This is a genomic window from Mesorhizobium sp. WSM4898 (assembly GCF_029625845.1).
GTDB lineage: Bacteria > Pseudomonadota > Alphaproteobacteria > Rhizobiales > Rhizobiaceae > Mesorhizobium.
In genome coordinates, this window is sequence record NZ_JARTVQ010000002.1 from 593,011 (window position 1) to 612,934 (window position 19,924).

The 19,924-nt window shown below is 64.6% G+C and carries 17 protein-coding genes; 6 read left to right on the forward strand and 11 right to left on the reverse strand.

Annotation, left to right across the window (positions count from 1 at the left end; all coding sequences use genetic code 11):
• Window positions 1–79: 79 nt before the first annotated feature.
• From otsB to P9228_RS10295, 11 genes are all read right to left on the reverse strand, one after another.
• On the reverse strand, window positions 80–862 hold the full coding sequence (gene otsB, locus P9228_RS10245) for a trehalose-phosphatase (protein ID WP_067328829.1): 783 nt from the start codon (window positions 860–862) through the stop codon (window positions 80–82).
• Window positions 859–2,652 (reverse strand): trehalose-6-phosphate synthase, encoded by a 1,794-nt coding sequence (locus P9228_RS10250; protein WP_067328827.1) that lies wholly within the window; start codon window positions 2,650–2,652, stop codon window positions 859–861. Before P9228_RS10250 ends, otsB begins: the two co-directional genes overlap by 4 nt.
• 188 nt (window positions 2,653–2,840) lie before the next feature.
• The gene (locus tag P9228_RS10255; protein ID WP_067328824.1) at window positions 2,841–5,003 is read right to left on the reverse strand and encodes an amylo-alpha-1,6-glucosidase; all 2,163 of its coding nucleotides are present in this window, start codon (window positions 5,001–5,003) and stop codon (window positions 2,841–2,843) included.
• A gap of 40 nt (window positions 5,004–5,043) precedes the next feature.
• Entirely contained in the window at window positions 5,044–6,102 is a 1,059-nt protein-coding gene (locus tag P9228_RS10260; protein ID WP_067328822.1) for a glycosyltransferase family 4 protein, read from the reverse strand.
• Between the two features lie 93 nt (window positions 6,103–6,195).
• Complete coding sequence (locus tag P9228_RS10265; RefSeq protein ID WP_127239832.1) at window positions 6,196–6,966, reverse strand: L-iditol 2-dehydrogenase; 771 nt, start codon at window positions 6,964–6,966, stop codon at window positions 6,196–6,198.
• A 40-nt stretch (window positions 6,967–7,006) separates the two neighbouring features.
• The gene (locus P9228_RS10270; RefSeq protein ID WP_095802296.1) at window positions 7,007–7,765 is read right to left on the reverse strand and encodes a glucose 1-dehydrogenase; all 759 of its coding nucleotides are present in this window, start codon (window positions 7,763–7,765) and stop codon (window positions 7,007–7,009) included.
• A 40-nt stretch (window positions 7,766–7,805) separates the two neighbouring features.
• On the reverse strand, window positions 7,806–8,534 hold the full coding sequence (locus P9228_RS10275) for an SDR family oxidoreductase (RefSeq protein ID WP_095784007.1): 729 nt from the start codon (window positions 8,532–8,534) through the stop codon (window positions 7,806–7,808).
• 21 nt (window positions 8,535–8,555) lie between these two features.
• A complete protein-coding gene (locus P9228_RS10280; protein ID WP_278053287.1) occupies window positions 8,556–9,809 on the reverse strand; it encodes a sugar ABC transporter permease in 1,254 nt (417 codons plus the stop codon).
• The gene (locus P9228_RS10285) at window positions 9,806–10,618 is read right to left on the reverse strand and encodes an ATP-binding cassette domain-containing protein (protein ID WP_066992159.1); all 813 of its coding nucleotides are present in this window, start codon (window positions 10,616–10,618) and stop codon (window positions 9,806–9,808) included. The genes P9228_RS10280 and P9228_RS10285 overlap by 4 nt, the downstream gene beginning before the upstream one ends.
• Window positions 10,619–10,880: 262 nt before the next feature.
• Window positions 10,881–11,948 carry a sugar ABC transporter substrate-binding protein gene (locus tag P9228_RS10290; RefSeq protein ID WP_066992156.1) on the reverse strand — a complete coding sequence of 356 codons (1,068 nt, stop codon included), beginning with the start codon at window positions 11,946–11,948 and terminating at the stop codon, window positions 10,881–10,883.
• Between the two features lie 227 nt (window positions 11,949–12,175).
• Window positions 12,176–13,060: an AraC family transcriptional regulator gene (locus tag P9228_RS10295; RefSeq protein WP_095829463.1), complete on the reverse strand. Its 885-nt coding sequence runs from the start codon at window positions 13,058–13,060 to the stop codon at window positions 12,176–12,178.
• Between the two features lie 273 nt (window positions 13,061–13,333).
• Here P9228_RS10295 and P9228_RS10300 point away from each other — a divergent pair, with 273 nt between their 5' ends.
• The 6 genes from P9228_RS10300 (at window position 13,334) to nirD (ending at window position 19,922) form a co-directional block, all read left to right on the forward strand.
• Window positions 13,334–13,936: an ANTAR domain-containing response regulator gene (locus P9228_RS10300; protein WP_066992153.1), complete on the forward strand. Its 603-nt coding sequence runs from the start codon at window positions 13,334–13,336 to the stop codon at window positions 13,934–13,936.
• Window positions 13,933–15,165: a CmpA/NrtA family ABC transporter substrate-binding protein gene (locus P9228_RS10305; RefSeq protein ID WP_278053290.1), complete on the forward strand. Its 1,233-nt coding sequence runs from the start codon at window positions 13,933–13,935 to the stop codon at window positions 15,163–15,165. Before P9228_RS10300 ends, P9228_RS10305 begins: the two co-directional genes overlap by 4 nt.
• A gap of 357 nt (window positions 15,166–15,522) precedes the next feature.
• Window positions 15,523–15,702 carry a hypothetical protein gene (locus tag P9228_RS10310; RefSeq protein ID WP_095825034.1) on the forward strand — a complete coding sequence of 60 codons (180 nt, stop codon included), beginning with the start codon at window positions 15,523–15,525 and terminating at the stop codon, window positions 15,700–15,702.
• A gap of 62 nt (window positions 15,703–15,764) precedes the next feature.
• Window positions 15,765–17,066, forward strand: a complete 1,302-nt coding sequence (locus P9228_RS10315) for a nitrate/nitrite transporter (RefSeq protein ID WP_278053291.1) — start codon at window positions 15,765–15,767, stop codon at window positions 17,064–17,066.
• Window positions 17,067–17,083: 17 nt separating this feature from the next.
• On the forward strand, window positions 17,084–19,534 hold the full coding sequence (gene nirB, locus P9228_RS10320) for a nitrite reductase large subunit NirB (RefSeq protein WP_278053292.1): 2,451 nt from the start codon (window positions 17,084–17,086) through the stop codon (window positions 19,532–19,534).
• A 58-nt stretch (window positions 19,535–19,592) separates the two neighbouring features.
• Entirely contained in the window at window positions 19,593–19,922 is a 330-nt protein-coding gene (gene nirD, locus P9228_RS10325) for a nitrite reductase small subunit NirD (RefSeq protein WP_066992140.1), read from the forward strand.
• Window positions 19,923–19,924: the final 2 nt, after the last annotated feature.

Consider the following 19,924-nt stretch of genomic DNA (forward strand, 5'->3'; position numbering starts at 1 on the left):
TACCGACAAAACGGCCCCGTTGTGGGGCCGTTTTTGCGATCCCAGACGAAGGACCGCGACGCACTTTTCCCGAGATTGATCAGGCAACCAGATCGCTGCGGTCCGTCTGTTCGAAGCCGTCATTGAAATTCGCCGCGAGCCAGGCGATCGCGCTGGCGACATCGGCGATGGCGAAACGCGCCGCGGTCTCGCCCTGCGGTCTCACGCGGATCGAGATCCCGCCCGCGGCATTGACGGTCTCAAAACCGTTTTCGTCGGACGTGTCGTCGCCGAGGAATACCGGTCGCCGTCCGGTGAAAGGTTCAAGCTGCATGAAGCGCCGGATCGCGGCGCCCTTGGCCGCCTCTAGCGGCATCAGTTCGACACCGGCATTGCCGGCAATTACGCGGTAGCCTTTCGGCAGCCGGGCAAGTGCTGTCTCGACCAGTTCCGTCGCGCGGGCCAGCAATTGCGGCGCTGCCCGCGTGTGGATGGCGAGCACCGGCCCCTTGCGCTCGACATAGACGGCCTTGCTTGCCAGCTCCAGCTCGATTTCGTCGGCAAGTGCGGCCATATCCGCCGGCTCGTCGGCGGCCTCGATTTGTCCGTCCGGTGTCAGCCTGTGCTCCAGCCCGTAGAGGCCGGCGATTCGCAGCTTCAAAGGCTCGAACAGCCGGTCGACGGCCGCGATAGAGCGGCCGGTGATGAAAGCCAGCGCTCCATCCAGCCGGCGCTCGACCGCTTGCAGCAGCGAACGCAACTCCGCGCTGACCGCGACGCTATCTGGATGGGCGGCGTGCTCGAGCAAGGTGCCATCGATATCGAGGAAGAGCGCCCACCGGCCTTCGGGAAGCGGTGGTGTCAAATCTGCTTGGATGTTCATCGGAATCCGACTGCCTGTTTGCGTTCGAAGATAGAGACGACATTGTCGCCGTTGGTGTTTGCCGAGCGGTCGGACAAGGCCGTGACGCGGTCGAGCTCGCCGCGCTTCCTCAATCGCGCCGCGTCGAGCAGCATGCTGCCGGCCCAGCGATAGACATTGTTGTCGCGTACGATCTCGCGCATGCGGCGCATGCGCTCGCGCTGCTCGTCGGGCCCCATGACCAGCGCCTGCCGCATGGCTTCGCTCATCATCGCCGCGTCGTAAGGATTGACGATCAGCGCCTCGAGCAGTTCGCGCGAGGCGCCGGCAAACGTGCTGAGCAGGAGCACGCCCTCTTCGTCGTCGCGCGCGGCAACGAACTCCTTGGCCACGAGGTTCATGCCGTCATGCAGGCTGGTGACGAGGCAGATGTCGGCCGCGCGGTAGATCTTGTAGACGTCCTTCTGCGAGTGATGCTCGGCCACGAGTACGACCGGACGATAGCTGCCGTTGCCGTAGCGCTCGTTGAGTCCCTCGGCGAGCCGCTGGCATTCCTCATGCAGGTGCTTGTAGGCCGGCAATGTGCCCCGGCTCGGTGCGGCGACCTGCAGGAACACCGCCTTGCCGATCATTTCAGGGTAGCGGATGAACAGTTCCTCCAGCGCATGGAAGCGGTCGAGAATGCCCTTGGTGTAGTCGAGGCGCTCGACACCGACGCACAGCTTGGCGTCGGCTGGAATCCCGAACCGCTCGCGGATTTGCGCGCGGCATTCCTCGACCGGCGGCAGGCTCTTCAGGAGCTGCACAGGCCATTCGATAGAGATCGGGTAGGCGTGGACCAAAGTCGTCTGGCCGCCATAGGACACCGCGGCATCCGCCCGTTCGATCCGGCTCTCCATGAAGCGGTCGACGCTCTCGGTGAAGTTGTTGGCGTGGAACTGGGTGTGGAAGCCGATGATCGAGCTGCCCAGCAGCCCATCCAGGATGCGCTCGCGCCACGGACAGATGCTGAACACTTCCGAGTTCGGCCACGGGATGTGCCAGAAGGTGATGACGATGGCCTCGGGCAGCCGCTCGCGGATCATGCGCGGCAGCAGCGCGAAATGATAATCCTGGACCAGCACGATCGGCCTCTCGTTGCGGGCCTCGGCAACCACCGTTTCGGCGAATTTCCGATTGACGGCCTCGTAGGCCGCCCAGTCCGACTCGCGGAAGATCGGTCGGGTAAAGGCTATATGGCAGAGCGGCCAAAGCCCTTCATTGGCGAAGCCGAGATAATAGCCCTGATATTCCTCATCGGTCAGCCAGACCCGGCGCAGGGCATAAGATGGATTTTCGGGCGGCACCTGTACCCGGTCGTGGCGGTCGACGACCTGACGATCCGCGCTGCCGCCGCCATAGGCGATCCAGGTGCCGGCGCAGGCGCGCGTGATCGGCTCCAGTGCCGAGACCAGTCCGCTCGCCGGCACGACGAGCTCGACATCGCCGTTCTCGTCCTCATTGTGGATGTAGGGCTCGCGGTTGGAGACGACGATGACCTGTGCGTCCGGCAGATCCTCGGCAAGGATCTTGCGCAGCGTCTCCGGTGACCAGGTGACGAGGGCGGCGTCGACCGACTGCCCGTTCTTCTCGAATTCGCGCAACACCTTGCGTGCGGCTTCCGATGCGACGTCCTCGCCCGCACCGGGCGTGTTCACAGCCGTTGCATGCTGGTGACGGTGCCTGGTTATTGAGACGAAGATCGCGAGAGCGCTGAGTCCGAGACTAGCTAGGATAAGGACCCACAAGAGGTCGACGCCATACTGTGCCATTGATGCCAGGTTGCCTCCGGCTGTCCGCTATTTTGTTTTCGTTCTTGCCGGCTGCGGAGAGGTGTGCCGGTTCCGGTTTGCAAACGCATAGGGCGCTCGTCGGTTCCGACATTTTTCGACTGCCGGATGCATTTGCGGAACTCCGCTCTCGTAACGGTTTTCCGTCCGGAATTGCGCAATCGACCCGTCTAAGTCCGCACAATCAGCGGCACCAGGCCCTCATGCCGATCGGCGAGGAAGGCAACGACGCGGTCCCCGACACGCTGGAAGGTGAGGTCGATAGTCTTATTGCCGACGGACAGATGCCGGAGCGTGAGCGTGTCGATACCGATAGGCATCCGTGGGCGGGTGACGCGCAACTCGCCTTTCCAACCGTCGATTTCCAGACCGAGGCAGGCCTGCATCAGCATGAAGGTGGAGCCTGCCGACCAGGCCTGCGGCAGACAGGCGACAGGATAGGCGATCGGCGCCTCGCCTGGCGCCCGGGTGAAGCCGCAGAACAATTCCGGCAGCCGCATGTTGAAGTGCACGGCCGACTCGAACGTGCCGCTCATCAGCCGCACGACACTTTCGCGCTCTCCATAGCGCGAGAGGCCGACACCGCAGAGCGCCGTGTCGTGCGGCCAGATCGAGCCGTTATGGTAGGACATTGGGTTGAAGAAGATCGCGTCGTCCGCAAGCGTCCTCAGTCCCCAGCCGGAATGGAAGGAAGCCGACAGCAATTGATCGGCGACAATCTTGGCGCGCTCCGGCTGCGGCAGCCCGGCATAAAGCAGATGCCCCGCATTTGACGTTCGCACCTTGCAGGGCTGGCCTTCGCCGTCGATCGCGATGGCGTAGAAGTTCAGATCCTCGATCCAGAAGTCACGCTCGACGGCGATCCGCATTTCCTCGGCGCGGTTCTCCCAATGTTCGGCATCGGCAAACTCGCCGCGGCGGCGTGCGAGCGCGGCAAGGCCGCGATAAGCGGCAAAGACATAGCCTTGCACTTCGACCAGCGCGATCGGTCCCTTGGGCATGCGGCCGTCGGCATGGAAGACCGAGTCGACGCTGTCTTTCCAGCCCTGGTTGGCGAGGCCGGACTCCGCTGCGCGTTGGTAGGTGACGAAACCCGTTGCCCGGCTTGCCTCTTCCGTCCACTCGGCCGCCGCCTTGAGCGATGGCCAGAGCGTGTCGATGAAGGCCATGTCGCCGGTGCGGTCGGCATAGGCGCAGGCGAGATGAATGTAGAGCGGGGTCGTGTCGACGCCGCCATAATAGCGGCCGAAGGGAAGTTCGCGCAGCGCCGCCATTTCGCCCTTGCGCGTCTCGTGCATGATCTTGCCTGGCTGGGAATCGATGAAGGGCGACGTCTCCGTCGCCTGATGTTCGGCAAGGAACGCCAGCACGCCGCGCGCGAGACCCGGATTGAGCCACAGCATCTGCAAGCCGGAGATCACGCCGTCGCGGCCGAAGGCCGTGGAGAACCACGGGATGCCGGCATAAGGATAAGGCCCGGTAGGAAGCTCGGTGGTAAGCAACGCGACATCCGCGCGGGCGCGTTCGACCCAATCGTTGAAGACGCGACCGGAGCTGTGGACCGTGGCGCCATGCCGACGCTTGGCGCGCATGGCAAAACGCGCGCGTGCGGCAGCGGCCCGGAACCGGTCGCGATTCGGCGTTTCGGCAACTTCCGGGCCCACCTCGACATAAAGCACCTTGCTGCTGCGCTTGGTCACCGCGATCAGGAAGTCGGCTCGATTGTCGCTCAGTTGGTCGGGAGCTTGCGAGAAGGAGATTGCCGACTGGCGCGGCAGGCCGTCGAGACCGTCATAGCCGAGCATAACGGACGCCTTGTCGGTCTTCGCCAGATGGACCGTTCCACGTTTCGGCCGTGTCGAGCCGCGCACCTCGAACATGTCGCGAAAGTCGGCGGCGAAATGCAAGGAGATGGCGATGGTCGAATGCTCGCGGCTGTAGTTGGAAAGCGTGATGCGATCGAATAGCCTGTCCTGCCAGATCAGCCTGACGCGCTCGATATGGATCGCGCCTTGCGGAATGTCGCGGCCGGCGGCGCTCTGTATCGGCAAGTTGGTGAGGTTGCTGGTGAAGAGAACATTGTCCTGGCTGAGCGAGGCGCCGAGCAGCGACATCGGCCTGCCGCCGATCGTCAGGCGGAACTCGGAAAGAACGCGCGTGTCGTCGCGAAAGAAACCGTCGCCGGCGCCCCTGATGTCACCATAGGCGTCGGTGACCGCGAAACAATCGCCCTGTTTGAGCGCGAACAGCCGGTGCGGCTCCCGCGGCGCCGTTTCGTCGAGCGAGGCAAGGGCTACGGCGGGATCGAGCTTGCGCTCGTCGAGCTGCGTCATTCGTCACCTCTTCGCTTGCCCCGCCCCAAGAGAATGCCGATCAGGAGGCTCTCGCCTCCTGGATGCCGATCAGGCGCATATAGGCGGCAAGATAGTCGCGCGCCATCCTGGTGGCTGAAAACCGCTTTTCGAAGACCACTCTCACCTGCCGTCGGTCCAGTCCGAGCAGGACCGGCATCGCAGCGACCGCATCATCGACAGAGTCCACGACAAAGCCGGTCACGCCCTGGTCGATGAGCTCCGGCAGGGCGCCGCAGTTCCAGGCGATTACCGGCGTGCCGCAAGCCATCGCCTCGATCGGCGCCAGGCCGAACGGCTCCGGCCAGTCTATGGGAAACAGCAGGCCCGCGGCATTGCCGAGAAACTCGGCCTTCTCGTGTTCCGCGATCTCGCCGACATAGTCGACCCGGTCGCCGTCGACGAGCGCCTCGATCTCGTCGTGAAAATAGGCGCGATCGTCATCGCCGATCTTGGCCGCCAGCTTAAGCTTCAAACCGGAACTTCGCGCGATCTCGATCGCTCGATCCGGGCGCTTGTCGCGAGACAGCCGGCCCAGGAAAGCCAAATAGGGTTCCTCGGCCGAGGGATTGTAGGTGGGCTGATACGCATCGACCGGAATGCCGTGATGGATCGTCGCCAGCCAGTTGGCGTCGGGCAATCCGCGCTTCTGGCTGTGCGAGATGGAGATCATCGGAAAGCGCGGGAAGCGCTTGTAGGCCGGCGCCAGGTCGACATAGTCGAGCCGGCCATGCGGGGTCGTCACCGTTCGCCCCGCCATGTGTTCGAAGAATGGAAAATGCACGAAATGGCTGAGATGGAAGTGGATGACGTCGAACTCGTCCGCCCGCTCGCGCACCTGGCAAAGCATCGCCATATGCGCCGCAATCTCGGACTTTTTCGGCCGCGGATCAAGACGGATCGCCTGGTCGCGACCGGGCACCAGCCGCGCCGAGGTCTCACTGTCGCCGCTGGCGAACAGGGTCACTTCGTGCCCGACTTCCACCAGCGCTTCGGTGAGATAGGACACGATCCGCTCGGTGCCGCCATATAGTTTCGGCGGCACGGATTCGTAGAGCGGCGCGACATGAGCGATGCGCATGGTTCCCTCAAACGGTTGATGGGAACCAAAATGCGTCAGCCGCCAGATCGTTCCTGCCCGATTGTCGCAGGCGGGGCCTCGAGCTTCGGCCAATCAACTCATCCAGTTGCCGCCGTCCACATTGAGCGTCTGCGCCACGACGTAGTCGGCCTCGCTCGATGCCAGGAAGACGGCCGCACCCCGGTAATCGTCGGGATCGCCCATGCGTCCGGCCGGCACCGCCAGCCCGACCTGCCGCTTCTTCTCGCCGATCGGCAGGTTCTCGTAGCGCGCGAACAGCGCGTCGACCTGGTCCCACATCGGCGTGTCGACCACACCCGGCGCGATGCCGTTGACGTTGATGCCGTGCTTGATCAGCGCAAGGCCGGCCGACTGCGTGATGCTGATTACGGCGGCCTTGGTGGCGCAGTAGACGGCGACCAGCGCCTCGCCGCGCCGACCCGCCTGCGAGGCCATGTTGATGATCTTCCCCTTGCGCCCCTGGGCGACCATACGCTTGGCCACCGCCTGCAGCGTGAACAACAGCCCTTTCACATTGACCGAGAATTGCAGGTCGAAGCTTTTCTCCGAAATCTCGAGAAGCGGCCCCATGTCGAAGACGGCGGCATTGTTGACCAGGATGTCGATCCCGCCATGCGTCCTCGTCACCGAAGCGACCATCGCCTCGATCGAGGCGAGGTCGCGCACGTCGAGTTGCAGAGCGGTAGCTTTGCCTTCGAGCTCGCGCGCAAGCGCTTCCGCCTTGTCTAGTGCCATATCGGCGATGACGACATGGGCGCCTTCGGCGGCGAAACCGCGCACGATGGCTGCGCCGATGCCTTGCGCGCCGCCAGTGACGACGGCGACCTTGTCCTTGAGTTTCATCGCAATTCTCCTGTCTCAGCGCCCTAAGCTCAGCGCCATCTCAGCGTGTGGTATAGCCGCCGTCGATGACCAGCACCTCGCCGGTCACATAGCTTGAGGCGGGAGAGCACAGGAAAAGTGCGGCCGCCGCAACTTCTTCCGGCTGGCCGACGCGGCCCATCGGCGTCATGCCGCGCCAGATCGGGAACCATTCCGGATTCTCGATGCCGCCGCGCGAAAGGTCCGTTTCGATATAGCCGGGCGCGACGGCGTTGACGCGGATGTTATCGGCCGCCACCTCGCTGGCGAGGCTCTTGGTCATCATGTGCACCGCCGCCTTGGAACTGTTATAGGCAACCTGGTTCTGGGGAATGTTGGAGACGATGCCGGAAATCGAGCCGACATTGAGGATCGCGCCGCCTCCCTGGCGCCGCATCGGCGCCAGCGCCGCCCGGCAGCAGCGGAAGACGGCATCGACATTGATCGCCATCGTCTGCCGCCAGATGTCCTCCGGATAGTCGCCGCTGTCGCCATGGATGGCGATGCCGGCGCTGTTGACCAGAATGTCGAGGCGGCCGGCCTTGGCGAGCGTGTCGGCGACCAGCCTGTCCGGCGCTTTCTCGTCCAGCATCTCGGCGGCGTGAAAGTCGAAGGCGAGGCCCGCGAGTTCCTGCCGCGCATCATCCTTCATCGTCCGGCCCGCAACGACGACGCGTGCGCCGGCTTCGCCGAGCGCCTTCGCGATGGCGAGGCCGATGCCGCGCGTGCCGCCGGTCACCAGCGCGACCCTGTCGTCCAGTCGGAAGCGGTCGAGGATCATGGCGGCGGTTCCGTTCTGCGAGGGCCGGTCGGCGAGCCGCTCAGATGTCCACGCTCTGCGGCAGGATGACGAGGTCGCGAATGGTGATGTTGCGCGGTCGCGTCAGCATGAACAGCACGGCGTCCGCCACTTCCTTCGCCTCCATCAGGCTGCCGGCGGCGAGCGCTTCTTCCATCTTGGCCTTTGGCCAGTCGCTGAGCAGCGCCGTCACCACCGGACCGGGAGCGACTGCACCGACGCGAATGCCGTGCTTCAGCACCTGGCGCCGGACCGTATGGACGAATGCCTGCACGGCGAATTTCGAGGCGGTGTAGATCGGCTCCCAGACCACGGGAACGAAGCCGGCCACCGAACTGGTGACGATGATGTCGCCGCTCTGCTTTTCGATCATATGCGGCAGCACGGCGTGCACCGTGCGGAACACGGCGTTGACGTTGAGGTTGAGCATCCTATCCCACTGATCGGGGTCGCCCGATGCCACCTCCCCGCCGACATAGGCGCCGGCATTGGCATGGAAGATGTCGAGTTGGCCCGCTCTTTCGAGGATCTCGGGCATCATGCGGTTGACGCTCGCCGGATCGAGCAGGTCGGTGACAACCGCATAAGCATTGTCGCCGAGCTCCGCGACAAGTTCCTGAAGCCGGTCCTCGGCCCGGTCGACTAGGAAGACCTTTGCGCCGGCGGCGAGCATGGTGCGGGCGCATTCCAGCCCGATGCCCGAGGCAGCGCCAGTGATTGCGGCAACCTTGCCGGAAAGACTTTCAGACATTGCGATCCTCTTCGATAGGCCTCAGGCGCGGCCGTGTGAAACACGCGAGCGGCGGGCGAGAGAATCGACGATGACCGCGATCGCCAGCACGCAGCCGGTGATCATGTACCGGAGCGAGGATGACAGATCGAGCAGCGTCAGGCCGCTTGCGATGGATTGGATGACGATGATGCCGAGCAGCGCCGAATAGGCGCTGCCGCGGCCGCCGAACAGACTGGTGCCGCCGATGACGGCCGCCGCGATGGCGTTGAGATTGACGTCGCCGGTGCCGGCCTGCTGGCTGGCGGTTGCCAGGCGTGCTGCCGAGAGCAGGCCGCCCGTGGCCGCCAGCGTGGCGCAGAGCGCGAAGGCGCTGGCGTAGATCAGCCGGACGTTGATGCCGGCGCGACGCGCCGCTTCGCGGTTGCCGCCGACAGCGGTCATCGAGCGGCCCCATTGGGTGCGCTTCAGCGCATAGTTCATCGCCACGACCAGGCCGACGAACAACGCGAACATCCAGGGCACGCCGCGCGACAGATTGAGGTAGTAAGCCACCAGTTCGAGCGCGACCGTGATCGCGACGGCCTGGAGCAGCAGCCCGCCGAGCGAACGCGATGACAGGCCGGCGGCCTGGCGGCGTTGCGCCTTGCGATAGCCGAGAGCCAGGGCAAGCACGCCGGGCACGACGGCCAAAGTGTGCGACACCCAGTGCGGCATCACCAGCAGCTGTCCGAAATTCACCAGCGGCGAATCGTAAGGCAGGTTGATCGAGCCCGTCGGGCCGAGGATGTAGAGCTGCAATCCCAGGAAGGCGAGCAGGCCCGACAGCGTCGAGACGAAGCTTGGCATGCCGAGCCTATTGAGCAGCAGCGCGTAGACGCAGCCGGTCACGAACCCGACCGCCATCGCCGCCAGCATGGCAAGCGCGACCGGCCAGCCCCACTGCACCCACAGCACGCCGAGCAGCGCGGAGGCCAGGCCGCTGACGGACCCGACGGACAGGTCGATCTCGCCAACCATCAGCACGCAGACGACGCCGAGCGAGATGATGCCGACGGTCGAGCAGTCGAACAAAAGATTGACCAGATTGTTCGGCGACAGGAATACCGGGTTGAGCGTCTGGAAGATGGTGCAGATCAAAACCAGCCCGACCACCACGGGCAGCGAGCCGAGATCGCCGGAGCGGACGCGGTCGAGGAAGCCCCTGATGGCGCCCTTCGCGCCGCTGCGATCCTTCAGCCGTTCGTCGCTGCGATCGAGCAGCGCGCCGGGATTGCGGTCGGACGCCGTGGTCATGGCTGTTCTCCTTGCGCCTTCTCGGCCGTGCGCCTGCCGCGCCGCGAGACCGCATTGTCGTCGGCGCCGGTGATCGCGGTGACCAGCTCCTGATTGGAGGCGCCGGGCAGGAAGATGCCGTTGTTGCGGCCGAGCCTCAGCACCACGATGCGGTCGGCCACGGCGCGCACGTCCTCCATGTTGTGGCTGATCATGACGACGCCCAGCCCGCGATCCCGCACGCGCTCAATGAGATTCAGCACTTCAGCGGTCTGCGCGACGCCGAGTGCGGCGGTGGGCTCGTCGAGGAGGATCACGCGCGGCTCCATCAGCAGCGAGCGGGCGATCGCCACCGTCTGCCGCTGCCCGCCCGACAGCGACGCCACCGGCTCGCGCACGCTGGGAATCCGTGCCGAGAGCTCGTTGAGCAGTGTCCAGGCGCGGACCTCCATCGAGACCTCGTCGAGGCGAAGCGGATGAAGCTCGCGGCCGAGAAAGATGTTGGCCACGACGTCGAGGTTTTCGCAGAGCGCGAGATCCTGGAAGACGGTGGCGATGCCGAGCTTCAGCGCCGCGGCGGGATTGGCAAGCGTCACCGGCTGGCCGTCGAAAGTGATCGAGCCCGAGCTCGGCATATGCGCGCCGGCCAGGATTTTCACCAGCGTCGACTTGCCGGCGCCGTTGTCGCCAACCAGGGCGACGATTTCCCCGGCATTGATGTCGAGATCGACGTCGGTGAGAGCCGACACCGCGCCGAAATTCTTCGAGATGCCGCGCAGGCTAAGCACCGGCGGACGGCTCGTCGTGGGCGGTGCGTCGGGTATTGCCATTGCGTGTCTCTCTTCCCGCGTTTTGGTCGATCTGTCCGGCCGCCAGGAGGGAGCGGCCGGACACACCCGGCTCTCAGCCCTGACGGGCCAGCCGAGCATATCGCAGGCGACGCGGCTGCGCCGCATCGCTGTTGGAGACGATACGGCTCCGCCGCATCGCTCCTCGAAGACGATGCACCCTTGGGCCGCATCGCTTCTGGGAGACGATGCGGCTTCAGCCGCATCGCTTTGGGAGACGATGCGGCTTCAGCCGCATCGCTCCTTATTGAATGCCGAGCTTCTTGCAGCCTTCGGCGTAGCGGTCGGTGCAGAGCTGGGCTGCGGTCTGGATCTTCTTGTCGATGATTTCGGCCTTCAAATTCTCCTGCGTCACCACCGCCGGCACGAAGAGTTGCGAGGGCGTATCGTAGAGCGTTGTCTCGGCTTTCGGAGTCTCGCCCTTGAGAAGCTGCACAGCAACGTTTGCCGCCGCCGCGGCGACGATTTCGCTCGGCTTGGAGATAGTGTTGTACTGGTCGCCGGCAATGATGAGCTGCAAGGCGGCGATCGTCGCGTCGTTGCCCGTCACCGGCGGCACCGGATCGACGCCGGCTGCCTTGAAGGCGGCAATGGCGCCGCCGCCCGTGCCGTCGTTGGCGGCGACCACGCCGACGATCTTGTTGCCGAAGCGCGAGATCTGTCCCGCCGCCCATTGCTGGGCATTCGATGGCGCCCAGTTCGGCGTGTCAAACTCGGCGAGCGTCTTGTAGCTGCCGGTCTTGAGACCCTCATGGATGCCGTCCTTGATCAGGCCCGCCGCGGCGTCGGTCGGCGAGCCGTTGATCTGCAGCACGCCGACATCGCCGTCGCTCGACACGCCCTTGGCCTTGAGATGCTCGACCAGCGAGGCGGCGATCGCCTTGCCGATGGCCTTGTTGTCGAACGATACATAGAAATCGGCCTTGGCCGTGGGGATCGGACGGTCATAGGCGATCACCTTGACGCCCTGAGCCTGCGCATTGTGCACCAGCGAGGCCGCCGCCGCGGAATCGACCGGGTCGAGCACGACAACCTTCGCGCCCTGGGTGATGACGGAGTTGAACTGCTGCTGTTGCTTGGTGACGTCGGCGTCGGCATTGAGATAGAGCACCTTGCAGCTGTCGCAAAGCTTCTTCATTTCAGCGACGAAGCCCGGATGATCATGCTCTTCGTAACGCGTCGAGCCCTGGTCGGGCATCAGGAACGCGACCGTGGAGCCGGCGATATCCTGCGCATTGGCAAAAGTCGCCCCAAGAGCGAGGCTCGAGACGGCCATCGCGGCTGCTGTCAATCTGGACACGTATCTGGACATAAGGTCTTCTCCAATTCCCATTGTGTGATCTAAACGGACTTCGACATCGAGCCGCGGATGCTGCTCGCGCACCCCATCGGAAGTCCAGTGAACTCGTGCAGCAGCCTCACGGCTTCCTCCCGCTGGCATGACACGAGGAAATACTCGTCCATCGCTGGTTCGCTTGCGCGACCCACCGCTTCGTCCTGGTTCTTGTCTAAGGCTTGTTTCTCCTCCCGAACTCCTTTCTATGCGGCGCGCGCGGCCGCGAAATTATCCGCAACCAATCTCCTGAACTGCGAGGGCGGCATGCCCTTCTCGGCCAGGAACTGGCGATTGAAGTTCGACAGATTGTTGAAGCCGACCTCGAAGCAGATGTCCGAGATCTGCGCCTCTTCGTCGCTCATCAGGATCTGGCAGGCGAGATTGATGCGCAGCCGCTTGATGTACTGCAGCAGCGACATGCCGGTATGCTTGCGAAACGAGCGCGAGAAGGCGCTCGGCGTCTGTCCCGCGATTGCCGCCAGATCGCCTTCGTTGAATTGCTGGGTCAGGTTCTCGCGGATATAGGCGAGCGCCTGGTTCATGCCCGCAGACATGTATCCGGACGGGTCCGGCAGATAGTTCTCGCTGGCGAGCACGCGCGGCGTAGTTTCGCGGCTCAGCGCCTCCATGATCGACATGAACAGGCTGATCCTGTGAACGCCGTAAGCATGAGTGATCTCCGCCAGCAACGGCATGACCGCCCTGCTCACACTGGCGCTGAACAGGACGCCGCGCCGCGCGAGCTCGAGCAGTGGCGAGACCGCGCCAAGCTCGGGAAAAGTGACGATCGCGCCGCCGATGAATTCCTCGCTGAACTGGACCAGCCTGCAGCGCAGCGGAACTGACTGACCTTCCGGAACCTCGCTGATCCAGTTGTGCGGCAGGTTCGGACCGGTGAGAACGAGGTTGCCGACCTCGAACTCGCCGATGAAGTCGCCGACGAAATAGCGGCCCTTGGTCGCGACGATCTGGTGCAGTTCGTATTCCGGATGAAAATGCCAGCGCACCGTATGGTAGGGATAGCCATGCCACCTCACCGCGAACGACTCGCCAGGCCTTATCTGTATGACTTCCAGATCGGGTCCCATCGATTCCTCCCGCAGGCTGTGCCAGCCTTCGAACCGCGGCCGTTTGTTCCGGCTCATCTAGGGTCAGGATAGCGGCGGCCAAGGATGTGCGCCACCTCGCCACGCCGCGCCGACTGATACGTTTTTGACCTTTTTGGCCCAGCGAAAAACCTGCCTTCGAAAATTAGAAGCTTCGAATATCGGCGACTGGCCGGCGGCGTTTGGGCGTGGGAAAGTCGCCGCGGACCACGCTACCGCATTGCACAATTCCGGCCGGGCTGCACAATAGGGCGCATGTCCGCTGGTTCGTTGACCATCCTTGTTATCGACGAGAACCGCATCCGCGCCTCGATCATTGAGGCCGGATTGCGGGACGCCGGCCATCGCCATGTCACCGTTGTTCATGACGTGGCCGGCATTGCCAAGCGCATCGCCGAGATCGAGCCGGATGTCATCGTCATCGATCTCGAAAACCCCAACCGCGACATGCTGGAGAACATGTTCCAGCTTTCGCGAGCAGTGAAACGGCCGATCGCTATGTTCGTCGACCGCTCCGACCGGGCCTCGATCGAGGCGGCGGTCGAAGCCGGCGTGTCCGCCTATGTGGTCGACGGGCTGAAGAAGGAGCGCATCAAGCCGATTCTTGACATGACGATCAGCCGCTTCAACGCCTTCTCGCGCATGGCGCGCGAACTGGAGGAGGCGCGCAGCGAGCTCGAGAACCGCAAGGTCGTCGATCGCGCCAAAGGCATATTGATGAAGTCGCGCGGCTTGAGCGAGGAGGCCGCTTACGCGCTTCTTCGCAAGACCGCCATGAACCAGAACCGCAAGATCGCCGACATCGCCCAGAGCCTGGTGACGGCGGCGGGATTGCTGGGCCCGCTGGAGGGCGAATGAGCAAGACTGCCGCGCACCAGATCACCGCCGGCTTCATGCCGCTCTTCGACAGCGCCGTCCTTGTAGCAGCCGGCGAGATGGGCTTTGCCACCCGCGAAGGCATCGAGCTCAAGCTGCATCGCGAGACCTCGTGGGCCAACATCCGAGACCGCATCGCCATCGGCCATTTCGACGTGGCACATATGCTGGGGCCGATGCCGCTCGCCTGCAGCCTCGGCCTCACGCCGCTTGCCTCGGAGACCATAGTGCCCTTCTCGCTCGGGCTTGGCGGCAACTGCGTCACCGTCTCCAATGCGGTGTGGCAAGGCATGTCGGCGCACGGGGCCGCGCCCGATCTCGATCCGGCGCGCGCCGGGACGGCGCTTGGCGCTCTCATCCGCGAGCGGGCGGCCGCCGGCCGCGAGCCTTTGCGTTTCGCCGTCGTCCATCCGCATTCCGGGCATAATTACGAGCTGCGCTACTGGCTCGCCGCCTGCAGCATCGATCCCGACCGCGATGTCGAGATCGTCATCGTGCCGCCGCCCTTCATGGCCGATGCGCTCTCCGCCGGCCGCATCGACGGCTATTGTGTCGGAGAGCCCTGGAACAGTGCCGCCGTCGCCGCCGGCACCGGCCGCATCGTCACCGTCAAGGCGCTGCTGTGGCGCAACAGCCCGGAAAAGGTGATCGGCGCGCGCAGAAGCTGGGCCGAGGAAAACCCCGAAGCGCTGGCGGCGCTGCTGAGAGCGCTGCATCGCTCCGCGCGCTGGTGCCAGGATCCGGTGAACCGCGGCGCGCTGGCCGCGCTGATGGCCAAGCCTGCGTTCCTCGGGCAGCCGGAGGCGATCCAGATGCCGGCACTCACCGGGCGACTTCAGCTCGGCGGCGGCCCGGAGCGCAGCGTTGAGGCTTTCTTCCTGCCCTTCGACAAGGCGGCGAACTTTCCCTGGAAGAGCCATGCGCTCTGGTTCTACACGCAGATGGTGCGCTGGGGACAATTGCCGCATACGCCGCAAAACCTGGCGATCGCCCGCGACTGCTACCGGCCCGATCTCTACCGCTCGGCGCTGAAGCCGCTCGGCGTGGCCCTGCCCGGCGCCAACGCCAAAGTGGAAGGCGCGCTGAAGACCGCGACGCCGGTCGGCTCGGCCGGGGCGAGCCTTGTGCTCGGCCCGGACGGATTCTTCGACGGCCAGATCTTCGATCCCGATCGGATCGATGCCTACATCGCGGCCCAGAATCGCGACTGATCATTTGCGCGCCATTCTTGTGCATTGCACAAAATTTGTGCGCCCTGCCCGCTCCGTTGATCAACGTTTGACCGTGTCTCGGCTCGGCCGGGCCGGCGCCTGAAGCGCCTACCGCTTTGATTCTCCTGGAAATCCGTCTTCCACGCAAAACTGGCACGCTTCGTGCCTTAAGATAATCGCGCCCCTCGCGGGCAATAGAACAGGCGTCCAATGGCGGGCGCCACAGGCAAAGCTGCCGCTCAGGTCGACGCGTGTCCCGGATGTACGGACGCGACAGGCCTGGCCGGCAGCTTTTTTGTTTTGGACCGAAACGCAATCGAAGGCGCCGATCCCAGGCGGCGCCGAACGGAGACGACGATGACGAAACGGATCGGAACTGGCGCTTCCCTGAAGGACTTCACCCGCCGCGATTTCCTGGCGAGCAGCATCCTGACGGCGGTGCTGTTCGCCGCCGCGGTTCTGCTGTTTCCCACCAATCACGACAGAGAGGCCAAGGGTCCGCAAGTGACCGCGGAGATCACAGCCTCGCCGCGCTGACCGATGCCGCGCCTCTGATCAACACAAGACGCGGTGCCTCCACGCCGCAAACGGAGCCGACCATGACCGCAAACCTCCAAGCCGCGCCCAGCCAGGACAGTAGCTCCCGGCAGGCGCTCCTCATCTCCACTATCGCCTTCACCGTCTGCTTCGCGGTGTGGACGATCTTCTCCATCATCGGCGTGCGCATAAAGCAGGAGCTCGGGCTGAACGAGACCGAGTTCGGACTGCTGGTCGGCACGCCGATCCTCACCGGCTCGCTCGTGCGCATGGTGCTCGGCGTCTGGACCGACCGCTACGGCGGCAGGCTGGTCTACACCATGACCATGCTCGCGGCGGCGGTCGCGACCTTCCTGCTCGCCTTTGCGCACACCTATGAGCAGATGCTGGTCGCGGCGCTCGGCGTCGGGCTTGCCGGCGGCTCCTTCGCGGTCGGCGTCGCCTATGTCTCGCGCTTCTTCCCCGCGCGCAAACAAGGCACGGCTCTCGGCATCTTCGGCGTTGGCAATGTCGGCGCCGCGGTCACCAAGTTCCTGGCGCCGCTCGTGCTGATTGCATGGGGCTGGCAGTCGGTCGCGCTGATCTGGGCCGCAGCGCTGGTTGTCATGGCCGGCGTGTTCTGGTTCACGACCAGCGACGATCCGGTCATCCGCGAGCGCCGCGCCGGTAAGACAGTGCCGGCGAGAAGCTTCTGGCAGGAATTCGCGCCGCTGAAGAACCTGCAGGTCTGGCGCTTCGCCTTCTACTACTTTTTTTCTTTCGGTGCGTTCGTGGCGTTGTCGCTCTGGCTGCCGCGCTATCTGATCGGCGTCTATGGCTTCGGCCTCGCCACCGCCGGCATGATCGGGGCCGCCTATTCGATCCCCGCAAGCATTTTCCGCGCTTATGGCGGCGTGCTTTCCGACCGCATCGGCGCCCGTACCGTGCTCTATTGGACCTTCGCCGTATCTGCCGTCGCGACCCTCGTTCTGTCTCTCCCCTCGACAGATTACGTCGTGCGCGGCATCAGCGGGCCGATCCCGTTCCATGTCGAGATCGGCCCGCTCGCCTTCATCGCCGTCGCCTGCGTGCTCGGCTTCTTCATGAGCCTCGGCAAGGCCGCCGTCTACAAGCACATCCCCGTCTACTACCCGCAGAGCGTCGGCGCGGTCGGCGGGGTGGTGGGCATGATCGGCGGCCTCGGCGGCTTCATCCTGCCGATCGCCTTCGGCGCGCTGAACGACCTCACCGGCGTCTGGTCGAGCTGCTTCATGCTGCTCTTCGTCATCGTGGTCTCGTGCCTTCTCTGGATGCACGCCACCATCCGCCGGATGGAGCGCGCGGCCGCTGTAAAGCCCGCGCCCCTCACCTACGCCGCCGAATAGATCGGAGCTGACCGGACATGAGCGAGAAACTCGTCATCATCGGCAACGGCATGGCCCCCGGCAGGATGCTCGAGCACCTGCTGGAAGCCGCACCCGACCGCTACGCCGTCACCATCTTCAACGCCGAGCCGCGCGTGAATTACGACCGCATCATGCTGTCGCCGGTGCTTTCGGGCGAGAAGGAGTTCGAGGAAATCGTCATCCATGGCGACGGCTGGTACATCAAGCACGGCATCACCCTCTACAAGGGCCACAGGATCGTCGCCATCGACCGCGACGCGAGGACCGTCACCTCGGACCACGGCGTGACCGAAGGCTACGACAGGCTGATCATCGCCACCGGCTCGGTGCCGTTCATCATCCCGGTGCCGGGCAAGGACTTGCCGGGCGTGCTCAGCTACCGCGATCTCGACGACGTCAACGCCATGCTGCTTGCCGCGCAGTCGCGCGCCAAGGCGATCGTCATCGGCGGCGGCTTGCTCGGCCTTGAAGCGGCGGCCGGGCTTAAAGAGCGCGGCATGGACGTGACCGTCCTCCACGTCATGCCGACACTGATGGAGCGCCAGCTCGATCCGGCTGCCGGCTACCTGCTGCAGAAGGCCGTCGAGGCGCGCGGCATCAAGGTCATCACCAAGGCCAACACCAAGGCCATTGTCGGCAATGGCAAGGTCGAGGGCGTCGAACTCATGGACGGCACGATCATTCCGGCGACGCTGGTCGTGATGGCGGTCGGCATCCGCCCGAATATCGCGCTGGCCAACGACGCAGGGCTGGAAGTCAATCGCGGCATCGTCGTCGACGACCGCATGCAGACATCCGATCCGGCGATCATGGCGCTCGGCGAATGCGCCGAGGTCGGCGGCCATGTCTACGGGTTGGTCGCGCCCCTCTACGAGATGGCCCGAGTGGCGGCAGCCGGGCTGGCGAACGGCGAGGACAGGCGCTTCGTCCATTCCGACACGCCGACCAAGCTCAAGGTCACCGGCATCGACCTTTATTCGCTCGGCGACTTTGCCGACGGCGACGACCGCGAGGAGATCATCCTGCGCGACGCATCGGCCGGCATCTACAAGCGGGTCGTGCTGCAGGACAACCGCATCATCGGCACGGTGCTGTTCGGCGAGACCGCCGACGGCGCCTGGTTCAATGATTTGAAGAAGAAGGCGACCGACATCTCGGAGATGCGCGACACGCTGATCTTCGGCCAGGCATTCCAGGGAGGCGCTTCCTCGGACCCTTTGGCGGCCGTTGCGGCACTGGCGGATGATGCGGAAATCTGCGGCTGCAACGGCGTCTGCAAGGGAAAGATCACCGGCGCGATCACCGGCAAAGGGCTGACCGGGCTCGACGACGTGCGCGCCCACACCAAGGCCTCGGCTTCGTGCGGCTCGTGCACGGGTCTCGTCGAACAACTCCTGAAACTCACGCTGGGGGAGGCCTACAATCCGGCGGCCGTGCAGCCCATGTGCGGCTGCACGAGCCTCGGTCATGACGACGTGCGGCGCCTGATCAAGGCGAAGGGGTTGAAAACGATACCGGCCATCATGCAGGAGCTCGAATGGAAGACCTCCTGCGGCTGCGCGAAGTGCCGGCCCGCGCTCAACTACTATCTGGTCTGCGATTGGCCGGACCAATATGCCGACGACTATCAGTCGCGCTTCATCAACGAGCGTGTGCACGCCAATATCCAGAAGGACGGCACCTATTCGGTCGTGCCGCGCATGTGGGGCGGCGTCACCAGCGCGAGCGAATTGCGCGCCATCGCCGACGTGGTCGATAAGTTCGGCATCCCGACCGTGAAGGTGACCGGCGGCCAGCGCATCGACATGCTTGGCATCCGCAAGGAGGACTTGCCGGCGGTGTGGGCCGATCTCGGCAAGGCCGGCTTCGTCTCGGGTCATGCCTATGCCAAGGGCCTGCGCACGGTGAAGACCTGCGTCGGCTCCGACTGGTGCCGTTTCGGCACCCAGGATTCGACGGGGCTGGGCATCCGCATCGAGAAGTTCATGTGGGGTTCCTGGACCCCGGCCAAGGTGAAGATGGCCGTCTCGGGATGCCCGCGCAATTGCGCCGAAGCGACCTGCAAGGATGTCGGCGTGGTCTGCGTCGATTCTGGCTACGAGATCCACTTCGCTGGCGCCGCCGGCCTCGACATCAAGGGCACCGAAGTGCTCGGCCTGGTGAAGACCGAGGACGAAGCGCTGGAGGTGATCGTGGCGCTTGTCCAGATGTATCGCGAGCAGGCCCGCTACCTCGAGCGCATCTACAAATGGGCCAAGCGCGTCGGTACCGCCGAGATCAAAAAGCAGATCCTGGATGACGTGGAGAAGCGCCGCGCTTATTTCGAGCGCTTCGTCTTTTCGCAGAAATTCGCGCAGGTCGACCCGTGGTCCGAACGCGTCTCCGGCAAGGACAAGCACGAGTTCTGGCCGCTGGCCTCGGTCGGGTTCGCCGAGGCGGCCGAGTGATGGAGAAGTTCGCGCCATCCTGGACGCTCGCCTATCAAGCAAACACGGGAGTGTCCCAATGAACTGGATCGCAATCGGCTCCGTTTCCGACGTCCCTCGCCGCGGCGCGCGTTGCGTGGCCACCCCGCAAGGCAAGATCGCTGTTTTCCGCACCGCGGATGACAAGGTCTTCGCCATCGAAGACCATTGCCCGCACAAAGGCGGGCCGCTCAGCCAGGGCATCGTCCATGGCGCGGCGGTGACCTGCCCGCTGCACAATTGGGTGATCTCGCTGGAGACCGGCAAGGCGCTCGGCGCCGACGAAGGTTCGGTTAGGACGATCCCGGTCAGGATCGAAGGCGAACGGCTGTTCATTGCGCTCGAACCGTTGGCCTCGAAAGCGGCCTGAGC